Origin of the sequence: Methanomassiliicoccus luminyensis B10, from assembly GCF_000308215.1 — an archaeon.
GTDB classification, from domain to species: Archaea; Thermoplasmatota; Thermoplasmata; order Methanomassiliicoccales; family Methanomassiliicoccaceae; genus Methanomassiliicoccus; species Methanomassiliicoccus luminyensis.
This window is the reverse complement of the sequence record NZ_CAJE01000012.1, coordinates 525,695-542,180: the sequence shown is the minus strand read 5'-3', so window position 1 is coordinate 542,180 and position 16,486 is coordinate 525,695. Positions and strand designations below refer to the sequence as shown.

General features: G+C 54.5%; 11 protein-coding genes and 1 tRNA gene. 2 read left to right on the top strand and 10 right to left on the bottom strand.

The window, feature by feature from the left end:
• Positions 1–69 precede the first annotated feature (69 nt).
• The 6 genes from WYS_RS05635 to WYS_RS05605 form a co-directional block, all read right to left on the bottom strand.
• Positions 70–948 (bottom strand): radical SAM protein, encoded by an 879-nt coding sequence (locus WYS_RS05635; protein ID WP_147654454.1) that lies wholly within the window; start codon positions 946–948, stop codon positions 70–72.
• Complete coding sequence (locus WYS_RS05630) at positions 945–1,793, bottom strand: hypothetical protein (protein WP_019177190.1); 849 nt, start codon at positions 1,791–1,793, stop codon at positions 945–947. Before WYS_RS05630 ends, WYS_RS05635 begins: the two co-directional genes overlap by 4 nt.
• On the bottom strand, positions 1,790–3,469 hold the full coding sequence (locus WYS_RS05625) for a pyridoxal-dependent decarboxylase (RefSeq protein ID WP_019177189.1): 1,680 nt from the start codon (positions 3,467–3,469) through the stop codon (positions 1,790–1,792). Before WYS_RS05625 ends, WYS_RS05630 begins: the two co-directional genes overlap by 4 nt.
• A gap of 757 nt (positions 3,470–4,226) precedes the next feature.
• Entirely contained in the window at positions 4,227–6,347 is a 2,121-nt protein-coding gene (locus WYS_RS05615) for an SPFH domain-containing protein (RefSeq protein WP_081579850.1), read from the bottom strand.
• Between the two features lie 151 nt (positions 6,348–6,498).
• Positions 6,499–6,574, bottom strand: a tRNA-Gly gene (locus WYS_RS05610).
• A 98-nt stretch (positions 6,575–6,672) separates the two neighbouring features.
• A complete protein-coding gene (locus WYS_RS05605; RefSeq protein WP_019177186.1) occupies positions 6,673–9,288 on the bottom strand; it encodes a valine--tRNA ligase in 2,616 nt (871 codons plus the stop codon).
• A gap of 159 nt (positions 9,289–9,447) precedes the next feature.
• On the opposite strand from WYS_RS05605, the gene WYS_RS15960 reads away from it, so the two are divergent.
• Complete coding sequence (locus WYS_RS15960; protein ID WP_187120196.1) at positions 9,448–9,624, top strand: hypothetical protein; 177 nt, start codon at positions 9,448–9,450, stop codon at positions 9,622–9,624.
• Between the two features lie 37 nt (positions 9,625–9,661).
• Here WYS_RS15960 and WYS_RS05595 read toward each other — a convergent pair whose 3' ends face one another.
• Positions 9,662–10,423 carry a V4R domain-containing protein gene (locus WYS_RS05595; protein ID WP_019177184.1) on the bottom strand — a complete coding sequence of 254 codons (762 nt, stop codon included), beginning with the start codon at positions 10,421–10,423 and terminating at the stop codon, positions 9,662–9,664.
• Between the two features lie 163 nt (positions 10,424–10,586).
• Between WYS_RS05595 and WYS_RS05590 the strand changes: the two genes are divergently transcribed.
• Positions 10,587–11,804, top strand: a complete 1,218-nt coding sequence (locus WYS_RS05590; RefSeq protein WP_026068846.1) for an FprA family A-type flavoprotein — start codon at positions 10,587–10,589, stop codon at positions 11,802–11,804.
• A gap of 264 nt (positions 11,805–12,068) precedes the next feature.
• On the opposite strand, the gene WYS_RS05585 is transcribed toward WYS_RS05590, so the two are convergent.
• The 3 genes from WYS_RS05585 to WYS_RS05575 all read right to left on the bottom strand — a co-directional run bounded on the left by WYS_RS05585 (position 12,069) and on the right by WYS_RS05575 (position 16,394).
• Complete coding sequence (locus WYS_RS05585; protein WP_019177182.1) at positions 12,069–12,719, bottom strand: class I SAM-dependent methyltransferase; 651 nt, start codon at positions 12,717–12,719, stop codon at positions 12,069–12,071.
• A 190-nt stretch (positions 12,720–12,909) separates the two neighbouring features.
• Positions 12,910–14,202, bottom strand: a complete 1,293-nt coding sequence (locus tag WYS_RS05580; protein WP_019177181.1) for a nitrogenase component 1 — start codon at positions 14,200–14,202, stop codon at positions 12,910–12,912.
• On the bottom strand, positions 14,199–16,394 hold the full coding sequence (locus WYS_RS05575; RefSeq protein WP_019177180.1) for a nitrogenase component 1: 2,196 nt from the start codon (positions 16,392–16,394) through the stop codon (positions 14,199–14,201). The genes WYS_RS05580 and WYS_RS05575 overlap by 4 nt, the downstream gene beginning before the upstream one ends.
• Positions 16,395–16,486: the final 92 nt, after the last annotated feature.

The following is a 16,486-nucleotide window of genomic DNA, read 5'->3' as shown; positions in this document are numbered from 1 at the left end:
CGCTACCAATTGCGTCAAGAAGGATTCTCATCCATGTGAAACGGGCGCATGAAACCGCTCAGACAACATTCATTTATAATTTAGCGCCCCGTTGTAGTTGAGAACACGCTTCGAAAGACAATCTGTCCCATCCCAGTCGATCTCACGGAAGATGGTTATAATGCCATTATCGAAACGCCCGATCTCATTTCCTTTTTCGGCAAGGAAGAAACAGGGATATACGTTTCCATCAGGAGTGATCGCGACCTTGTCCTTTCCAGCAGCACATACTTGTGCACAGGGCTCGTTAACATCTTTACCGAAACTGCAACACTTCTCCACAATGAGATTTGGATAGTTCTCCACACATTCGCGATATCTCTCAAAAAATACCTGAATCTCCTTATCATTCAGTTTCCACATGTCAGATATCTTACGAGCATTGCCCTGCGCCGTGAAATTGGTGAAATGTATCCTTTTGGCCCCGAGCGATTCTGCGATTCTGCAGGCATCGTCAATCTTGTCATAGTTTACCTTCGTCACTGTGGACATAAGGCTCACGTCTATTCTTCTTGTTATCAATTCCTTAATCACCCATTCCACCTTGTATTTTGGAATGGGTGAATACTCTTCCTGAACCATATGGTGGTATGAAAGGGCCACGTATTTCACGCCCCATTCTAAGAGTTTATCCAACAGATTGACGTTCTTATAAAGAGCGAGACCGTTAGTCATAAACCCTTTCTGATTGGATTCAGTTATTCTCCGAACGTATTCAGAATCAATCAGCAGTTCCGCTCCAGTGATATTGAGCACATATCTATCTTTGAGAGCGTATATGGTCGTTACAAGTTTCTCTAGGCCCATATCACCTTTAAAATTGATGTAGCAATGTTTGCAAACAACATTGCAACTGGAACAAGCTAGTATGAATACCTTTTTTCCGTCATATTCATGCTCTACAATCATTCTTCGACCTCTGAGGGTCTGCCTAACCTAATCATGACTTCTCTCGTTCCTTTGATGAAATTCCAAACAATCGCCTTTATATTCTCACCGTTCTTCAACATAATGCTCTCAATCTCCTCCGAAGACATACATTCCAGTCCTGCGAGCTGCGTTCCGAGATGCCTTTGGGCATCGAGAGGGTACTTACGACAAGCGATGAAAATCCATTTTGTCACATATGCCTGGGTTTTGAATGTGTAATACAACACATTCTCGCCATCACCGTCCTGAATGCCTTCGATTATGCTCAATTGTTCATCAATCCTCCCCCCCAGTATCTTCATCCTGTTAAGCCTCAGCTCATCATTATAAAATGGAATCATCTCCGATTCGACGAGCTGCCTGAATGGTATCTCCCCATGGAGCGTTATTGCATTCAGATACATCGCTCCAATAATTATATCGACCGTATCATGGACTGGATCGACCATCATCCTTTCATATCCGGGGAGATAGGTGGGCATGAGATTGAGATCAAATTTGACATCATTAATCCGCATAAACCATTCTATGCGAGGAGCTATGGAGTCTGTGATAAACCTCGGCGGTTTATCACAGAAATCTTTGTATGATCCGTAAATCGTCCTCAGTATCAGGTCTATGTTCTCATAGCTCACCATATCCGAATAAGCTACGATGTCCACGTCCGAATAATTCGGCACTGTGGTCGCGTTACGGACACAGTTGCCGAATGCAGTGATACACGTGATTTTCAATGAAAACAAATCGTTCAACAAGTAATCTTTCAGGCGCTGTATCTCTTCGGACAAATTATTCATCAAAGCATCGTTCTTCACATTATTCACTTCTTGCCCGCAGTTGTCATGTCCACAAAATACTCGTCTCTAGTGCATGCCTGATCGCCATCTTGGTCTGTAAATCTCTGGATGCTTTCACCAACCTCTTTGGCCAATACCTCGGCATTCTCTTCTGTAAGGAATATCGAAAATGGATATGCCTTGATGGCGCCTATCTTTATATCAGTCCCAGGCAACGTATAGCTTCTGGAAGATGTGAATAAGAAATTAGTTTTTCTTTCTATACATTCGCGAAGGACGAACTTCCCATACCTGGTATTGTAATCCTTGATTTCCTTGGTCTGCCCATCAGTAAGACTAAAGACCGTACTATATGTCAGTTTTCCGTACCTAGGTGGAACGAGAAGGAACAGTGTAGCAAATCCTTCCGACCCATCACTGAGCATGAACACATGCGGGTTGTCCTTCAATCTCTTCCTGAAAATGTGTGTCGCCAAAACAAGATCGCCCACCAATTTACAGAATGAATTGGTGCCTAGCGACTTTAGACACGTAAGTGCAGCCATAGGTCCGACACCCGTTCTGGAGTACTCCAACGATGTGTAGAATGGATTGTAATCCCCATACTTCATATCCTTTAAATCGATCGAAGTGGACGGGTTGAGATTAAAGAATTTGGACCGGTCCTTCACCACAAACGCACTGGTGATATATGGGCAGAAACCAGTCTTATGGAAATCAACGCCCAATGTATCGGCATATTTAAACTCGAAAACATGGTCGTACATGGACTTAATCCGTTTCAAGACATCATCTGGATAATCATTAGGATTCTTTTCGAAGTCGTAATATCTGAAAAACAAGAATATCCAACCCAACACCGAATCCACATGGATCATGGGCTTGTACGGCAGGTCGTAATCTTTCACTATCTCGTCATTGAGGTCATAGATCTCCTTAATCGGATCCACGATAAGCTCGTTGGTACTTCCGCCAGTCATATTGTAGCCGAGAAATGTCCTCCCAACCTCGATGTTCTCGCGGATGACCCTTTTCACTTCGGAAACATTAATCCTTCCGTCGGGATTGCATTCAATCTCGATGCAGCTGTCGCTCCCGATCCCAAGCCAGTCACAGATCTGGTAATGAGTTGGATGACCATTCTTGCTGGTAAGCGTGAAGTACCTTCCCTTGACTGCCCCGTACTTTCCAGACTCTGCATCGGCGTTACATAATGCAAGCTTCGTGGCGTACATGTTAGTTCCCGTGCCTCCGAAAGTGAACACACCGCAACTCTTCTCCCAGTCCCATCCGATTATCTGCGAAAGATACTTGACAGACTCGAGTTCGGCAAGTGTGAGGTTTCCGGAATACGTGTCCTGAGCAAAATTCGGATTGAACATCTGAGTGACACTAGATGTGGCCGCTGAAACTAGATTAACGGCTGGGATAACATTAATCATGGTTCCCGGATTGCGCCAATCTGGAAGATTCGAGTATAGTGGAGCGATGTACTCGAACACCTTTTTGGGTTCGATAGGTTCGCTGTTCAACTCACATCTACTCAAATATTCGTAGTAATCGAGTGCGTACTCTCCCTTAAATAAAGGGTGCGCATCGAACAACGGCTCGATTGTTTCGTTCAGCTCCTCGATGTATGCTGCCAACTTCTTGAGATTCGTACACCTGTAATCTCCAAAGTATATCTTCCTATCGAAATCCATAATCCAGAACCTTATTGTTGTTATTTATATATTACAAAGATGTCAGCGATTCGATAAGAGTCTCATCGAAACCGAATTTTTTTAGCTTTGCATTATATCTGGCCAGGGTCAGCCTCCCTTTCAGGTCGCCGCCGTAACGGTCCCTTCGCTTATTGGGGTGCGCGGAGGCTATCATGTTCAGGAAGAAGTTATGTGGCCCCATGGGAATCGATGCCGTCGAGGCTGGTCTTCTAACATATCCTCGCTACTTGGATGAATGAGTCCCCGTTCCGGGCAGCTCATATTCTGTCAGCATGTCCTGGCCAGCCTTTCCAGGCAACTACCCATCATTTTTTCGCCCGTTATGTCACCCTTGCCTGGGATCACGAATCGCACCATAGGTGACGTGACCCCCTGTTGGCGAAGCTGACATTCTTCACCTGGAACGGGCTGAGGATGCCTGATGCCGCATTGTTACCTCCCTGCGACTAGGGTCGCGCAGGATATAGTGATGCTCCGTAATCTCCCCTCGATAAAAAAAGAAGAAAAGTGGAATAGGTCATCGGCTGGTACGATTCGCGCCCCATAACTGCCTTTGGGAGGCGTTCGAGGACGGATATGATCCTGAGGTCTTCTTGAGCATGGTGCGGCTGACGACTGACTTCTGCGGTTTCACGCATCCCGCGGTGTAGCAGTCGCGGACACTCTCTATGAAGTGGCACCTGTCCAGAATAACCTTGCTATCTGGTCAAAAAAGAAATAAGAAAGAAAATGGGTTTCAAAAGGTTTCCGCTTCCTCGGGCTTCTTGACGGGCAGCTCGGCGCTCTTGATGTCTATCGTCTCCGGCTTCTTGGCGGCCTCGGCCTTCTTGGCCTCCTCCGCCACCTTCTGGGTGAATAGGAGCGTCAGGACATCGCCGAGGCTGCCGCCTCCGCTGGGCCCGTTGCTGGACACCAGGATTTCGGGGACGATCTGCACCTTCCCGGCGGCGATGGCCTCCACTATCTTCAGCCGGGCGATGTTGTCGCCCCCCATCGCCTCCACTTGGGCCTTGAACGCGTCGGCCAGCCCCTCGCCGACCGATTTCTCGGAATAGGCCTCGGCCTGCCCGACTGCCTTGATGCGGGACGCTTCGGCATCGCCCATGTACTTGACCTTCATGGCGTCCGCTTCCCCGATGTACTTGATCTTGGCCCCGTCCGCCTTGCCGGTCATCTCGATCTTGGCGGCCTCCGCCTCTGCTATGGACTTGATCTTGGCCGCCTCACCTTCCGCCATCTTCTGCAGCTTGTAGCTCTCGCCCTCGGCGATGATCATGGCAGAGGCTTTGTCGCCTTCCGCGGACTCCCTCCGTGCATTGGCCCGGCTGCGCTCGATCTCAATGGAGAGCTGCGCCGCCACCACCTCGCCCTGCTTGTCGGCCTGGGCGGTCTTGGACATGACGTCCTTCCTCATCTCCTGGGCCTCGGCCTGCTTCTGGAACTGGGCCAGCTGCTGCTCGGCGATCTCCTTGTCGGTCTGGGTCTTCATGAGCTCGGGAGGAGCGAGGATGTACGACACCAGCAGGTTCTGGGCTTCCACGTGGTACTTGTCGAACTCCAGCCTGGCGGTGTTGAGCGCTTCCTCCTGGAGCCTGGTCCTGCTCTTGATGAACTCGATGGCCTTCTCGTTCCCGGCCTTGTTGCGGAAGGACGAGTCGATCAGGGGGTGAACGATCTGCTGGATCAGGTTCTCCACCGAGCCGAACCTGGCGATGACGAACGGCGCGTTCTCCGGCCTGATGCGGATGATCATCCTGACGTCCACGTCCAAGGTGAACGCGTCGGAGCTGGTGACCTTTAGCTGGCTGAACTTGAAGAAATCGTCGGTCTTCTTGTTGAGCGAGTCCGGCTCGTGCCTCTTCTGGAGATCGTTGGCCCAGTCGATGGTGATGGCGCTGGTCGGCACCAGATATGGGGTGAAGGCCAGCGGGTTCAGGTTGTACTTGCCTGGCGCCACCGGGTCCTTCCAGATGCCGCGGACGTTCTTGTCCGAGATCAGCAACGTCTCCGATTCCTCGTGCACCGGGGTGGTGATGTCGTCCTGCCCGGTGTTGAAGCTCGGGGCCCCTTGCTTCGATTCCAGCTCCACCCCGATGTTGGACCGGATGACCGCGACGTAGCCCGGAGGCACCTCCTGGATGTTAACGGGCTTCACCGTGAAGAACAGCGGGTTGATGTAATAGACACCCGGCTGCAGGGACTCCTGCTGCGTTCCCCTGTACCCGCCGGAGTCGATGAAGGCCTGCCCGTCGGTGAAGTGCTTGTGCGTCCTCGCGTACGGGCACTCCTGCGACGCAGCCTCGGGGGGCTTGGGGGCGATGAGGTACCCCGAGGGCAGCGGCCTGCCGTCCTCGGCTATGACCACTCCGATCATCTCCTCCCCGATCTTGGTGGCCTTGGCCACGGTCACGTTGAAAGCACCGGTGTTGATACGGTACACCCCGGGCCTCAGGATGGCCACCTGCGGCCCCTTGATGCCGCCGTTCTGCAGGAACAGCTTGGCGTCCTGGAAGTTGTTGCTATCCACCTCGTCGCCCAGCACCCTGCCTTTGGGCATGGGGGCGCCGTCGATGGCATTGACCACGCCGATGGAGTCAGGGCTGATGTAGATGACATTGACCTTCTCGACCTTCCAGACGATGGGCATCTTCCAGTAAAGGCCGGGCATCAAAGTGTCTGCCTGAATGCCCACCTCGCCGTCAATGGCGATTATGTGCCCCTGCGGCATGGCCTTCCCGAACATCCTCCTTCGCTTGATTCCTACCTGGTTGTCCTGGATCAGGTAAAATCCAAAATAAGCGAATATCGCTACTGCTACGACTGCTATAATTCCAATTACGGTTCCGATCCCTACCATGGACTCTCCGGCGGGATATTCGCTATTGGATTTATAAACGAATCCAGAGATTTGGATTAACGCTGTGTTAAGATCGCGAGGGCGTTCAATGCCCCCGCATATGCATTAAGAGGCATTATTGAGAAACATCACTGAAGAATCATGATGTGATTGGTGCGGGCGTCGGGATTCGAACCCGAGTTCTAACCTTGGCAAGGTTAAGTGATAACCAGCTACACCACGCCCGCAGGTGAGCGAATCAAGGAATATGCTCTTTGCATTTAAACCTTACTTATCCTGGGTACGCTCTAAGAGGCTGGAAAAAATGGAATGTGGATAAGGGGTTTCACGGGCTCAGGGCGATGAGGATATCCCCGACCTGCAGGGTGTCGACGGCCTTGCCGCCGAGGGTCAGCTTCTTCTGCACCTCTACGAAGCTAGGGTCCAGCGTCACCATGGAGCCGTCGGACAGGGTCAGCTCAAGACCGCCCTTGTCCAGCGCGGCGGCGGCCTCCTGGGGGTCCGCCTTCTCCAGCAGCTGCAGGACCTCCTTGCCCTTCTCCTTGAAGGTCGGCCCGACCTTGGACTTGACCGGCTTGACCGCCATCACTTTCTCTTCCAGAGAGGCCTCGGCCACGATCTTGAGGTCCTTGGCCCTCGACGTCTCCAGTATGTCGCTCTCGTAGCCTTTCAGCGAAAGGGCCGCCGGACCGACCAGCTCCAAAAGCTCCAGCTCCCTGTTCAGGGGGAGCTTATTCTCAGCCTTCCAGGCGCGGATGGCGGACACCACGTCCTTGACCAGGTCGCCGCGCTTCTCATCCTCCTCGGAGATGAGCACCGGCTCCGGCCACTTCGAGACGTGTACGCTCTTCGCGCCGTCGAGCTCGGCGAAGTCCTGGTAGATGTCCTCGGTGACGTGCGGCAGCAGGGGCGCCAGCATCTTGGCGATGCCCAGGGTGATGGTGTAGAGCGTGAAGCGGACCCCGTCGTCGCCCTCCCTGGTGCGGTGCTTCACCAGTTCCAGGTAATGATCAGCATACTCGTGCCAGGCGAACTCCTCGATCTCCCTCATGGCCTTGTCGAAGGAGTACTGCTCATAGTACTGGGTGGCCTTCTCCACCACCTTGGAGTATCTGCTGAGGATCCAGCGGTCCATGGGCTGGAGCCCCTTCATCTCCGGCTTCTCCTTGACGACCATGCCAGTGAACTTGCCGATGTTCCACAGCTTGGTGCAAAGCCTCTTCCCGTGAATGACGTCCTTCTCCCGGAAGGCGTTGTCCTCGCCCAGGGCGCAGGTGCAGGCATAGTAGCGCAGGGCGTCCGCGCCGTACTCCTCCAGGATAGGCACCGGGTCGATGACATTCCCTAGCGAGGAGTGCATCGGCGTCCCGTCCGGCGACATGATGAACCCGTGGATCATGATGTCGCTCCAAGCCTTCTCCCCGGTCATGAGGTGGCACCGCAGCAGGGTGTAGAACGCCCAGGTGCGGATGATGTCGTGGCTCTGGGGCCTCATGGACATGGGATACAGCCTCTTGAACATCTCCTCGTCCCGGCCCCAGAAAGTGTTGTACAGCGGGGAGATGCTGGAATCCATCCAGGTGTCGAACACGTCGGTGCATCCCACCAGCTTTCCGCCGCACAGGGGGCAGCGGTCCATGGGGGGCTTGTCCACGGTCGGATCAACGTAGGCGTCCTCCTCACGGGCGGGGACCACGTAGCCGCAGTCCTTGCACTCCCACACCGGGATGGGGGTGGCGAAGAACCTTTGCCTCGATATGACCCAGTCCCACTGCAGGCTGTTGACCCAGTCCAGCAGGCGGACCTTCATGAACTCAGGGTACCAGTTGAGCTGGTCGGCGAGCTTCAGCACCTCGTCCTTGTAGTCCATGGTCTTGAGGAACCACTGGGGCACCTTGAGGAACTCGATGGGGGCGTGGCAGCGCCAGCAGCAGCCCACGTTCTGCTTGGTGTCCTCCTGCTTGACCAGGAGCCCCTGCTCTTTCATATCCTCGATGATGGCCTTCTTGGCCTCCTTGACGCTCATACCCTGGTACTTGCCAGCGATAGCGGTCATCTTCCCCTGCTCGTCGATGGCCTTGTCCAGCGGCAGGGAGTACTTCATGACCCATTCCAGGTCGGTCTTGTCGCCGATGGTGCAGATCATCACCACTCCGGTGCCGAAGGCGGGGTCGACCTTCTCGTCGGCGATGACCTTGATCTCCTTCCCGTAGACGGGGGTCTGAAGGGTCTTCCCGACCAGCCTCCCTTTGTCCTTGTCCTCGGGGTGCACCGCGACCAGCTGGCAGGCGGAAAGCAGCTCCGGCCTGGTGGTGGCGACCAGCACGTCCTCGCCCGTCTCCTTCACCTTGAACTTGATGTAGTTGAGCTTGGTGATGTTGTCCTCGTACTCTACCTCGGCGTCCGCCAGCGCGGTGATGCAGCAGGGGCACCAGTTGACCGGGTAGGAGCCCTTGTACACCAGCCCTCTCTCCAGCAGCCGGAGGAAGGTGATCTGGGTGATCCTGCGGTAGTACGGGGCGTCCGTCTGGTAGTAGATGGACGGGTCCATGCTCTCTCCCAGGATCTCGAACTGGCGGGTCATCTCGGCGATGAAGGAGTTGGCGAACTCCGAGCACAGCCGAATGTACTCCTGCCGGGGGACGGTCAGCTTGCTGATGCCGTACTTCTTCTCCACCTTCACCTCGGTCGGGGTTCCGTTGACGTCGAAGCACAGGGGGAAGAAGACGTTGTAGCCGCGCATCCTCCGGTACCGCGCGGCGAAGTCGATGAGCGAGTAACCTGTAGCGTGGCCAAGGTGAAGGGAGCCGGAAGTGTAGCGCGGGGGGTTGTCAATGCTGTAGACCGGGGCAGAGGATTTCGGGTCGAACCGGTAGATCTCCCACTCCTTCCACTTCGCTTGCCACTTCCTTTCCGTAGGAACTGCTTCATACTGAGACATGGACGGGGAAGCAAATGGCAGAAATGCTTAAAAGGGTTATGTATCTGAGGCTGGGTCGTTCACCGGATTGGGACTTGGAGCTCTACGGAGATGAATGGACAATACATTCACAAGACTAATGCGCCAGCTAGGAGCTGTCACGACAGGGATCGAACGATGTTGTCCGGACTGACAGAAAGCATGCTGGCCCTGGCGGCCTCGGTGGGTGTCGCGGCAATAGGGCGGGCCATATTGGACGTCGGGAAGGCCATGTTCGCGTCGTTCGGGTTCCTGGCGTTCGTGGCGCTGGGGAAGTTCGCCACGCTGTTCATGCCTCCCAAGGGCAGATCGAAATGATCATGCCATCCTCATTGTCCGCGGCCATGAGGCCGCCTCAATCCTGAAGCTTTACCTCGAAGCGGCAGTGGTCGTCCCCCATGGCGTAGCAGTGGGTCTCTATCGCCTTCATCTCGGCGCCGAAATGCATGGAAAAGACCTTCCCCAGGATGCCAGAATCGAAGGCGCAGGCAGGCCTTCCCAACTGCGGCAGGTCCTGGCACTCGTAGCAATCATAGATGCGGATGGCCAGCGGTTCGACGCTCTCGACCTCCAGCCGCCCCAGCTTTTGCTCGCCCCAGAACGCTGCCAGATTGCTAAGCAGCACATCGATGTCCTGGTCCCCTACCTTTTGGTACAGTGCCTCCCCCACCCTCATGCCCGCGTCATGCAGCACGGGGTCGATATCAATGCCCTCGTTGAGCAGGGAGACCCGGAACGTCCGGAACACGAGGCGGAAGAACTTGAACGGGTCCCCGGACCCCCAAGTGAAGTTGGAGATGTATTCCTCCATGTCCTTGTCCACTTTCCTTCTCTGGGAGAGGCCGCCCAAATAACTGGACTTTATGTAAAATATCTTCTTCCTTGCATCGCGGGGGTCCGGCCTCGACCCGATGATCCCTTCATCGGTTAGGCCTTTCAGGTGAACTGACACTGTGGACTTGACCTTCCCCGAGGAGGCTACTATCTCGTCGAAGCTCATCTCCTTCTCAAGCAACATCGACAGGATGCCCATCCTGACCTGGCTGTCCACGGTCTTGATCCCGCCGGGAGTGGCGAACATCTCGACCGTTCTTTTCCCCTTCTTGGCGGTCTTCATGCTGTGTTGGATCAAATCGCCTCGGGACTACAAATAATTAATGTTCGTGGGACGTAGAACGTTCGATATAGTGCGAACATTGCCTTAAATTACAAATACTCTTTCGCGCCTTTACCAAAATGTTCGTGTACATACGAACATAAAGACATCGGAGGAGATTTATATAAAATCGATCGAGATAGTCAATGGAGTATATTGGGTCGGAGCGATAGATTGGGACCTGCGCGACTACCATGGATACACGCTCCCGGGGACCACGTACAACGCGTACTTGGTGGTAGGGGACGACAAGATAGCCCTCATCGACAGCGCATATCCCGGGTTCGATGACCAGATCATCGAGCGTGTCCGCTCGGTGGTGGACCCGAAGGAGATCGACGTGCTGATCGGGAACCATGTGGAAGTGGACCATTCAGGGACCCTTCCCGCCCTCACCAAGATGTTGCCCGGCGTCCCCATCTACTGCACGGCGAACGGGAAGACCGGTTTCCAGAAGCACTATGATACCAAGGACTGGAACTTCCATGTCGTAAAGAGCGGGGACACCCTGGACCTGGGCGGCAAGACCCTAGCCTTCCTGGAGGCGCCCCTGCTGCACTGGCCGGACAGCATGTTCACCTACTACGCGGAGGAGAAGATCCTCTTCCCGAACGATGCTTTCGGCCAGCACATCGCCTCGTCCGAACGGTTCGACGACGAGCTGGGCAGGGACGTGGCCCTGAAGGAGGCCCAGAAATTCTACGGGAACCTGATCACACCCCTGGCGCCGCGCGTGCTGAAGAAGCTGGAAGAGGTCGGTTCGTTGGGCATCGTGATAAACATGATCGCGCCAAGTCATGGTGTGATCTGGCGCTCGTACGCCAGTGACATCGTGAACGCCTATTTGAACTGGAGCAAGGGGGCATCCAAGGACAAGGTGACCATCGTGTACGATTCCATGCACGGCTCCACGGGCACGCTGGCTAAAGCCTTTGCCGAGGGCATCATGGAGGAGGGCGTGGAAGTTAAGGTCTGCCTGCTCAAGGACGGGAAGTCCGAGGGTACCCACCGCAGCAACATCATGGCCGACGTCCTTGATTCCAAGGCGCTGCTGGTCGGCTCCCCCAACCTGCAGAACCAGCTATACCCAACGGTGGCGGACTTCCTGAGCTACCTGAAGGGACTGAAGCCAGGGAAGCTGGGCAAGAAGAAGCTCGGCTTCGCCTTCGGTTCTCACGGCGGCAGCGTGGTGGCGATAAAGCTCATCTCCGCCGACCTGAAGGCTGCGGGCATAGATGTCATCAACGACGGCTTCGGGGTCCAGTACCGGCCCGAGAGCGCAGACCTGGAGCGGGCCACTGAGCTGGGAAGGGACTTGGCCCGGCGGGTCAAGGCCCTCTGATCGAGCTCACGAGGCTCGAGACCACTGCAATAGTAACGAGGCGTCTTGCCTCCCTTTAATCACTTTTTTCTTTGAGCGGGCACTGTTCCGACGCGGACGTCCTTACGCCGTGTGCTCATCGAGATATATCTAGCGTCCACATTGATTGGGGATAATCGCTTTATGGATGCGGCTGGTGGTGCGGACGTCGGCCCATGCCCCATGAAAAGACAAGGGCTATCGTCTTTTTAATCGATAATCAGGAGGGAGATGGAGCGAGGTAGTTCAGGACCGCCTGCGCTCGCTAATATTTTTTATTTGCTGCTCAAAATCTAATCTAACCAGTTTTTTATGATTAGGCAAACTGATTTCCTCTCTTAAAACTACACAATAATCTATGTTCTCCATGGCCCTTATGAGCGATCGCTCCTCTATTTTATGATATACTCTACTTAGGCCGTCAAATGCATGACTGTAGGGCGATTCGGATACAAAACATGCATCGGTGTTAATCTGAATGATACAGGACACATATCTGGGTTCAACCCATTTTATCACTTTTTGGAAGCAAGCACATCCAATGTATTCTAACAGTAGATTCGCAACAACTAGATCCGCATATGGTAATGTGGCAACATCTCCCAATAAATCAACGCAAAAAAGATGTAGTTTCCCGTTTAGTTGCGGATAGCGCTTTTCGCACTCTTCTAAATATACCTTGTTTATGTCAACACCATACACTTTCTTTATTATTCGAGGATCGATATGCTCCAAACCGTTTCCGCCCGCAATACCTAATATCATAATTACTCCGGCGGGATACTGGTAAAGCTGTTTTTTCATCATAATGTTCATTGTTTGATGTTGCAAAACCGAACTTAACTTCATATGGTTCTCGTAGTCCACCAGTTCAATCTCTTCCCATGGATTTTTCATATCTTCGCCTGGTCAGATTTCATCATTTTCCGATAGGAATAAGCATTTTTCATATCGCAGGACATTGCAATTTTTATCGTGCCAATCAAATGTCATTGTTGCCTCGTATCTCTTTATCTTTTGATGAACTAGTCATTTTCATTAACCTACGGAACATGCGATAATATTGCACAGGACAGTTCTCCCGCCCCTACGCCGAGTCTTCGCTCCCCCATACCAGGTCGTTGACCATCTCTTCCAGGAGGTATAGCGGTCCGACCGATCCCCAATGGGTTCTCGGAGCGAAGCAGATATGCTCGCCTTCAGGCATGGCGATATCCACTCCGGCGATGCATTGCCCCTCCTCCTTCAGCTGTTCCACCAGCCTTCCTTCTGCGAATACCGTGTCGGCAGGGGTCGATTCCACCGGCCTCATCAATGCATCAATCGCGCCGATAGTCTCTAGGAACGATCGGAGCTTCTCGCTGAACAGGGGGTCTGAGCGCGGTAGCAGCTCGACGGCCTCTGGCCACATCCCCATGTATGAGTAGAGCCACTCTGTGAGCGGATAGGCGATAGAACTGTCGGCGCGGAGAGCGAACGTCGATCCTTTAACCGAATTTAATCTGGAGGCGCATCGCGCCAGGACTTGGGCCGCTCGATTCATCGACGCCTGCAGATCGCGCAGCGCCGGTGATGGATCCATTTTCATCGCTGAGGCCACCTCGCGGATGAAGCATTCCGTGGCATCGAAGCCCAGGGGTGCTCCTTTCGACGGTACCAGGTAAGACGTCCCGTGCTCCTCCTTATAGTATCGCGCCAGCTTCGCACCGTACTCCGGGCACAGCACTATGTTGAGCGACGCGTCGACCGATGAACGAAGCTCGTCCGTGGAGGAGCCCGCCCCCGGCACCGCTTTTACATCGAGGCCCATAAGTCCAAGGACGCGCTTCAGTTCGAGAACCGTCCCCTGCCAATGCTTGTGCATTATCGATAGGCCAAGGAGGTTCACTGACCTGTCGGGCGCTGGTGCCCTCTTTGGCACCAACGCCTCCACGACGCGCATCATCGTTTCCTCGAAGCCTTGCGACGCCGGCGCAGAGAAGGCGGGGCTCTCGATGATGATCGCACGGTCCGTGAGGCCGAGTTCCCGGACGGATCGACCGATATCGTCCCCGATAAGCGCAGCCCCTGGGGAGTTCACAATTATGATCGGTCCGCTCGCCCTCTTCGCAACGATGGGAAGAGCCACTTCCAACTTCTCTTGTGCGCCGTCAATGTAATCTTCCTCGTCGAGGAAGGTGCACGGCACTCGCGGTTGGCCGAAGTAGCTGAGATCGCAGAGATGCCCATATCTCCCTGGGAAAATATCTTTCGGGAACCATCGATCGGCGAAGCGACCTTGATAGTACTTGCAGCCCAGCGGTCCGTTCAGCAGCACGGTGGCGTCGGCGATGCCCTCGGCGGCGAGTATGGTGGCACTGAAGCCGTCAATGCCTATCATGGACGGACCCCTGCTCCCTTTCGCCATCCTTCGACGGCAGGTACCCTCATCAGGACCGACCACTCATTTGCCATCGATATCCCGGCATCGATGCCTACGTCAGGGTTGTACGGGATCAATGCAAACCTCGTTCCCAGGCTCTCCACTCCTGGGTAAGGTTGGACTATCACGAGGTCTGGATGGAGCATCTTGATATCCTCTTCCAGAAGCTCTAGTGAATAATTCAACTGGTAGCTATGGTGGGGCGAGGAGGCGGATAGGATATCCTTCCCCGTCGAGACTATACCTGCCTTCAGCATCACCATTCCCAGATCCCTTATGAGGTCAGCGATCCAATTGATTTGGGGGTCAGCGGAGGCCAATAGGACCTTCTTTTCTTTCAGTCCTGGTGACAGCGCGCTGATCTCCCTCTCGTACTTCCCCCGGCACGCCGAGATGAGCGAGGTCGCTTCCCTCTCCTTCCCGAATCTCTCACCCAGGGCGGTAAGCCAGACCGAAGTCTCCTGGAATCCCCGGGGGAATGGGAGGGGGAAATCCTCTACTTGCGCTCGGGAGGACAGAAAAGAGATGGTCTCCCTGGTGGCCAGGTCGTGGTTAGCGGGGAGGCACACCTCTCCCTTCTGGAAGCCGACAATGTCTTGCACCGAGGCGCCGCTGATGTACCTACAGTTCACCTTAATATCAAGCTTCGAGAGCATCTCTACAATCGCCTTGTAGTTGCGGTCCCTGTTGGCGACCATGTTTTTCTCGCCAACGATGTTAACGGTTCCCTGTTCTTTTGGTACGGATGGGTCGATCAGCGAGGCGGCGGACACAAGGGCAAGAGTGATCCCACTGGAGAAGTTACCATGGATGTTCCCGCCAGCAGGGACTACTACAACTTTTTTTGCCGGCATCGAACTCTCTACCCTCTTAGCGACCGGATAGATATCCTCGCCCATTAGGCCGGAGGGGCAGGTAGTGATTATGAACGCAGCCTCGTAGCCCTTCTCGAGTGCCTTCTTTGTCACGTACTCGAGGTCGGATGTGCCGCCGAATACCATGGACCTCTCGTCCATGGCGGTGGAAACTATCCGCTGCAGCGGTCTGACTCTTTCGAGACGGTCAGGGGGGTCCCGAGTGAGGTTGCAAGAGATATAGTATAGGGCGACGTTGGCGCAGCTGAGCGGCCCATGCACCACAGTGACGGCATTCCTTACCTGGGTAGTGATTGCTGCGGCGCCGGCAAAGGCGCATCCATGTATTATTCTGTCAGCATCGATGCGACTCCTCTTGCGTTTGGTCGTTCCCATCCCCGTGGTAGCCGGTACGGGCTGTGCTGATGAGGGATGGGCGTATGGTAACGCGGAAGTCTCATGGCACCTGCCAAGCAACACCCTCTCCATGGTCTCGTCGGTCAGCGGTCGTGCATGGTACAACGGGCTCAGGCCGGAAGCCAACGATTCGACGCGAATTGCCAGTTCTTTGAACAGTGCCGCCTCAGCAGAGTCCGGGTACCCTTCGACTACCGTGCACCCTTTGGCCTCGGCCTGCGCGAACACATTGCTGCGTGGTATCGACGTGAGAACGGGAAGACCGACCTCATGAGCAAAGGTCCTCACCATTCTCCCCTCATCAACGAGGCCACGTCCGTTGAATATGATGCCACCCACTCTAGAGGATGCGCCGTCGTAGCTGGCCACCCCGCGCAAGATGTTGTTGGCCGCGTACAGCGACATGTATTCGCCTGATGTCACAATGAGCACGATGTCGGCGTACTCTTTTCTCAGGGGGACGGCGAAGCCCCCGCACACCACGTCGCCGAGGACGTCGTAGATGGTGATGTTGAATTCAATATCGTCGATGCCGAGCTCGGCGAGCGTCTCGAACGTGCTGAGTATGCCGCGGCCAGCGCATCCTACGCCGGGCTGCGGGCCTCCTGCCTCCACGCACCTCGTCCCTCCATAGCCGCAGCGCAGGATATCATCCAGCTTCCTGCTGCTCGCCGGTATCTCTTTAATATAGTCAAGGACCGTGGGAACGGACGCTCCACCAAGAAGCATGCGAGTAGAATCGTGCTTTGGATCGCACCCTATCTGGAGGACTTTCTTGTCGTCATTAGCGAGAGTAGCGGACAGGTTAGCGCTGACAGTGGACTTGCCGATGCCGCCCTTGCCGTATATCGCTATCTTCGTGTTGTGTACATGGCCCATCGGACGCCCTCACGGCTACTTGTCTAGCCTGAATTCTTTTCTGCGTATCTTCCGCAGCCGTCAGACATGCCTCTCCCTAGCGCATAAGTAAT

Excerpts from the sequence above, each read along its gene's own strand:
- WYS_RS05635 (WP_147654454.1), bottom strand. The coding sequence starts at position 948 with ATGATTGTAGAGCATGAATATGACGGAAAAAAGGTATTCATACTAGCT.
- WYS_RS05625 (WP_019177189.1), bottom strand. The coding sequence starts at position 3,469 with ATGGATTTCGATAGGAAGATATACTTTGGAGATTACAGGTGTACGAAT.
- WYS_RS05615 (WP_081579850.1), bottom strand. The coding sequence starts at position 6,347 with ATGGTAGGGATCGGAACCGTAATTGGAATTATAGCAGTCGTAGCAGTA.
- WYS_RS05605 (WP_019177186.1), bottom strand. The coding sequence starts at position 9,288 with ATGTCTCAGTATGAAGCAGTTCCTACGGAAAGGAAGTGGCAAGCGAAG.
- WYS_RS05595 (WP_019177184.1), bottom strand. The coding sequence starts at position 10,423 with ATGAAGACCGCCAAGAAGGGGAAAAGAACGGTCGAGATGTTCGCCACT.
- WYS_RS05585 (WP_019177182.1), bottom strand. The coding sequence starts at position 12,719 with ATGAAAAATCCATGGGAAGAGATTGAACTGGTGGACTACGAGAACCAT.
- WYS_RS05580 (WP_019177181.1), bottom strand. The coding sequence starts at position 14,202 with ATGATAGGCATTGACGGCTTCAGTGCCACCATACTCGCCGCCGAGGGC.
- WYS_RS05575 (WP_019177180.1), bottom strand. The coding sequence starts at position 16,394 with ATGGGCCATGTACACAACACGAAGATAGCGATATACGGCAAGGGCGGC.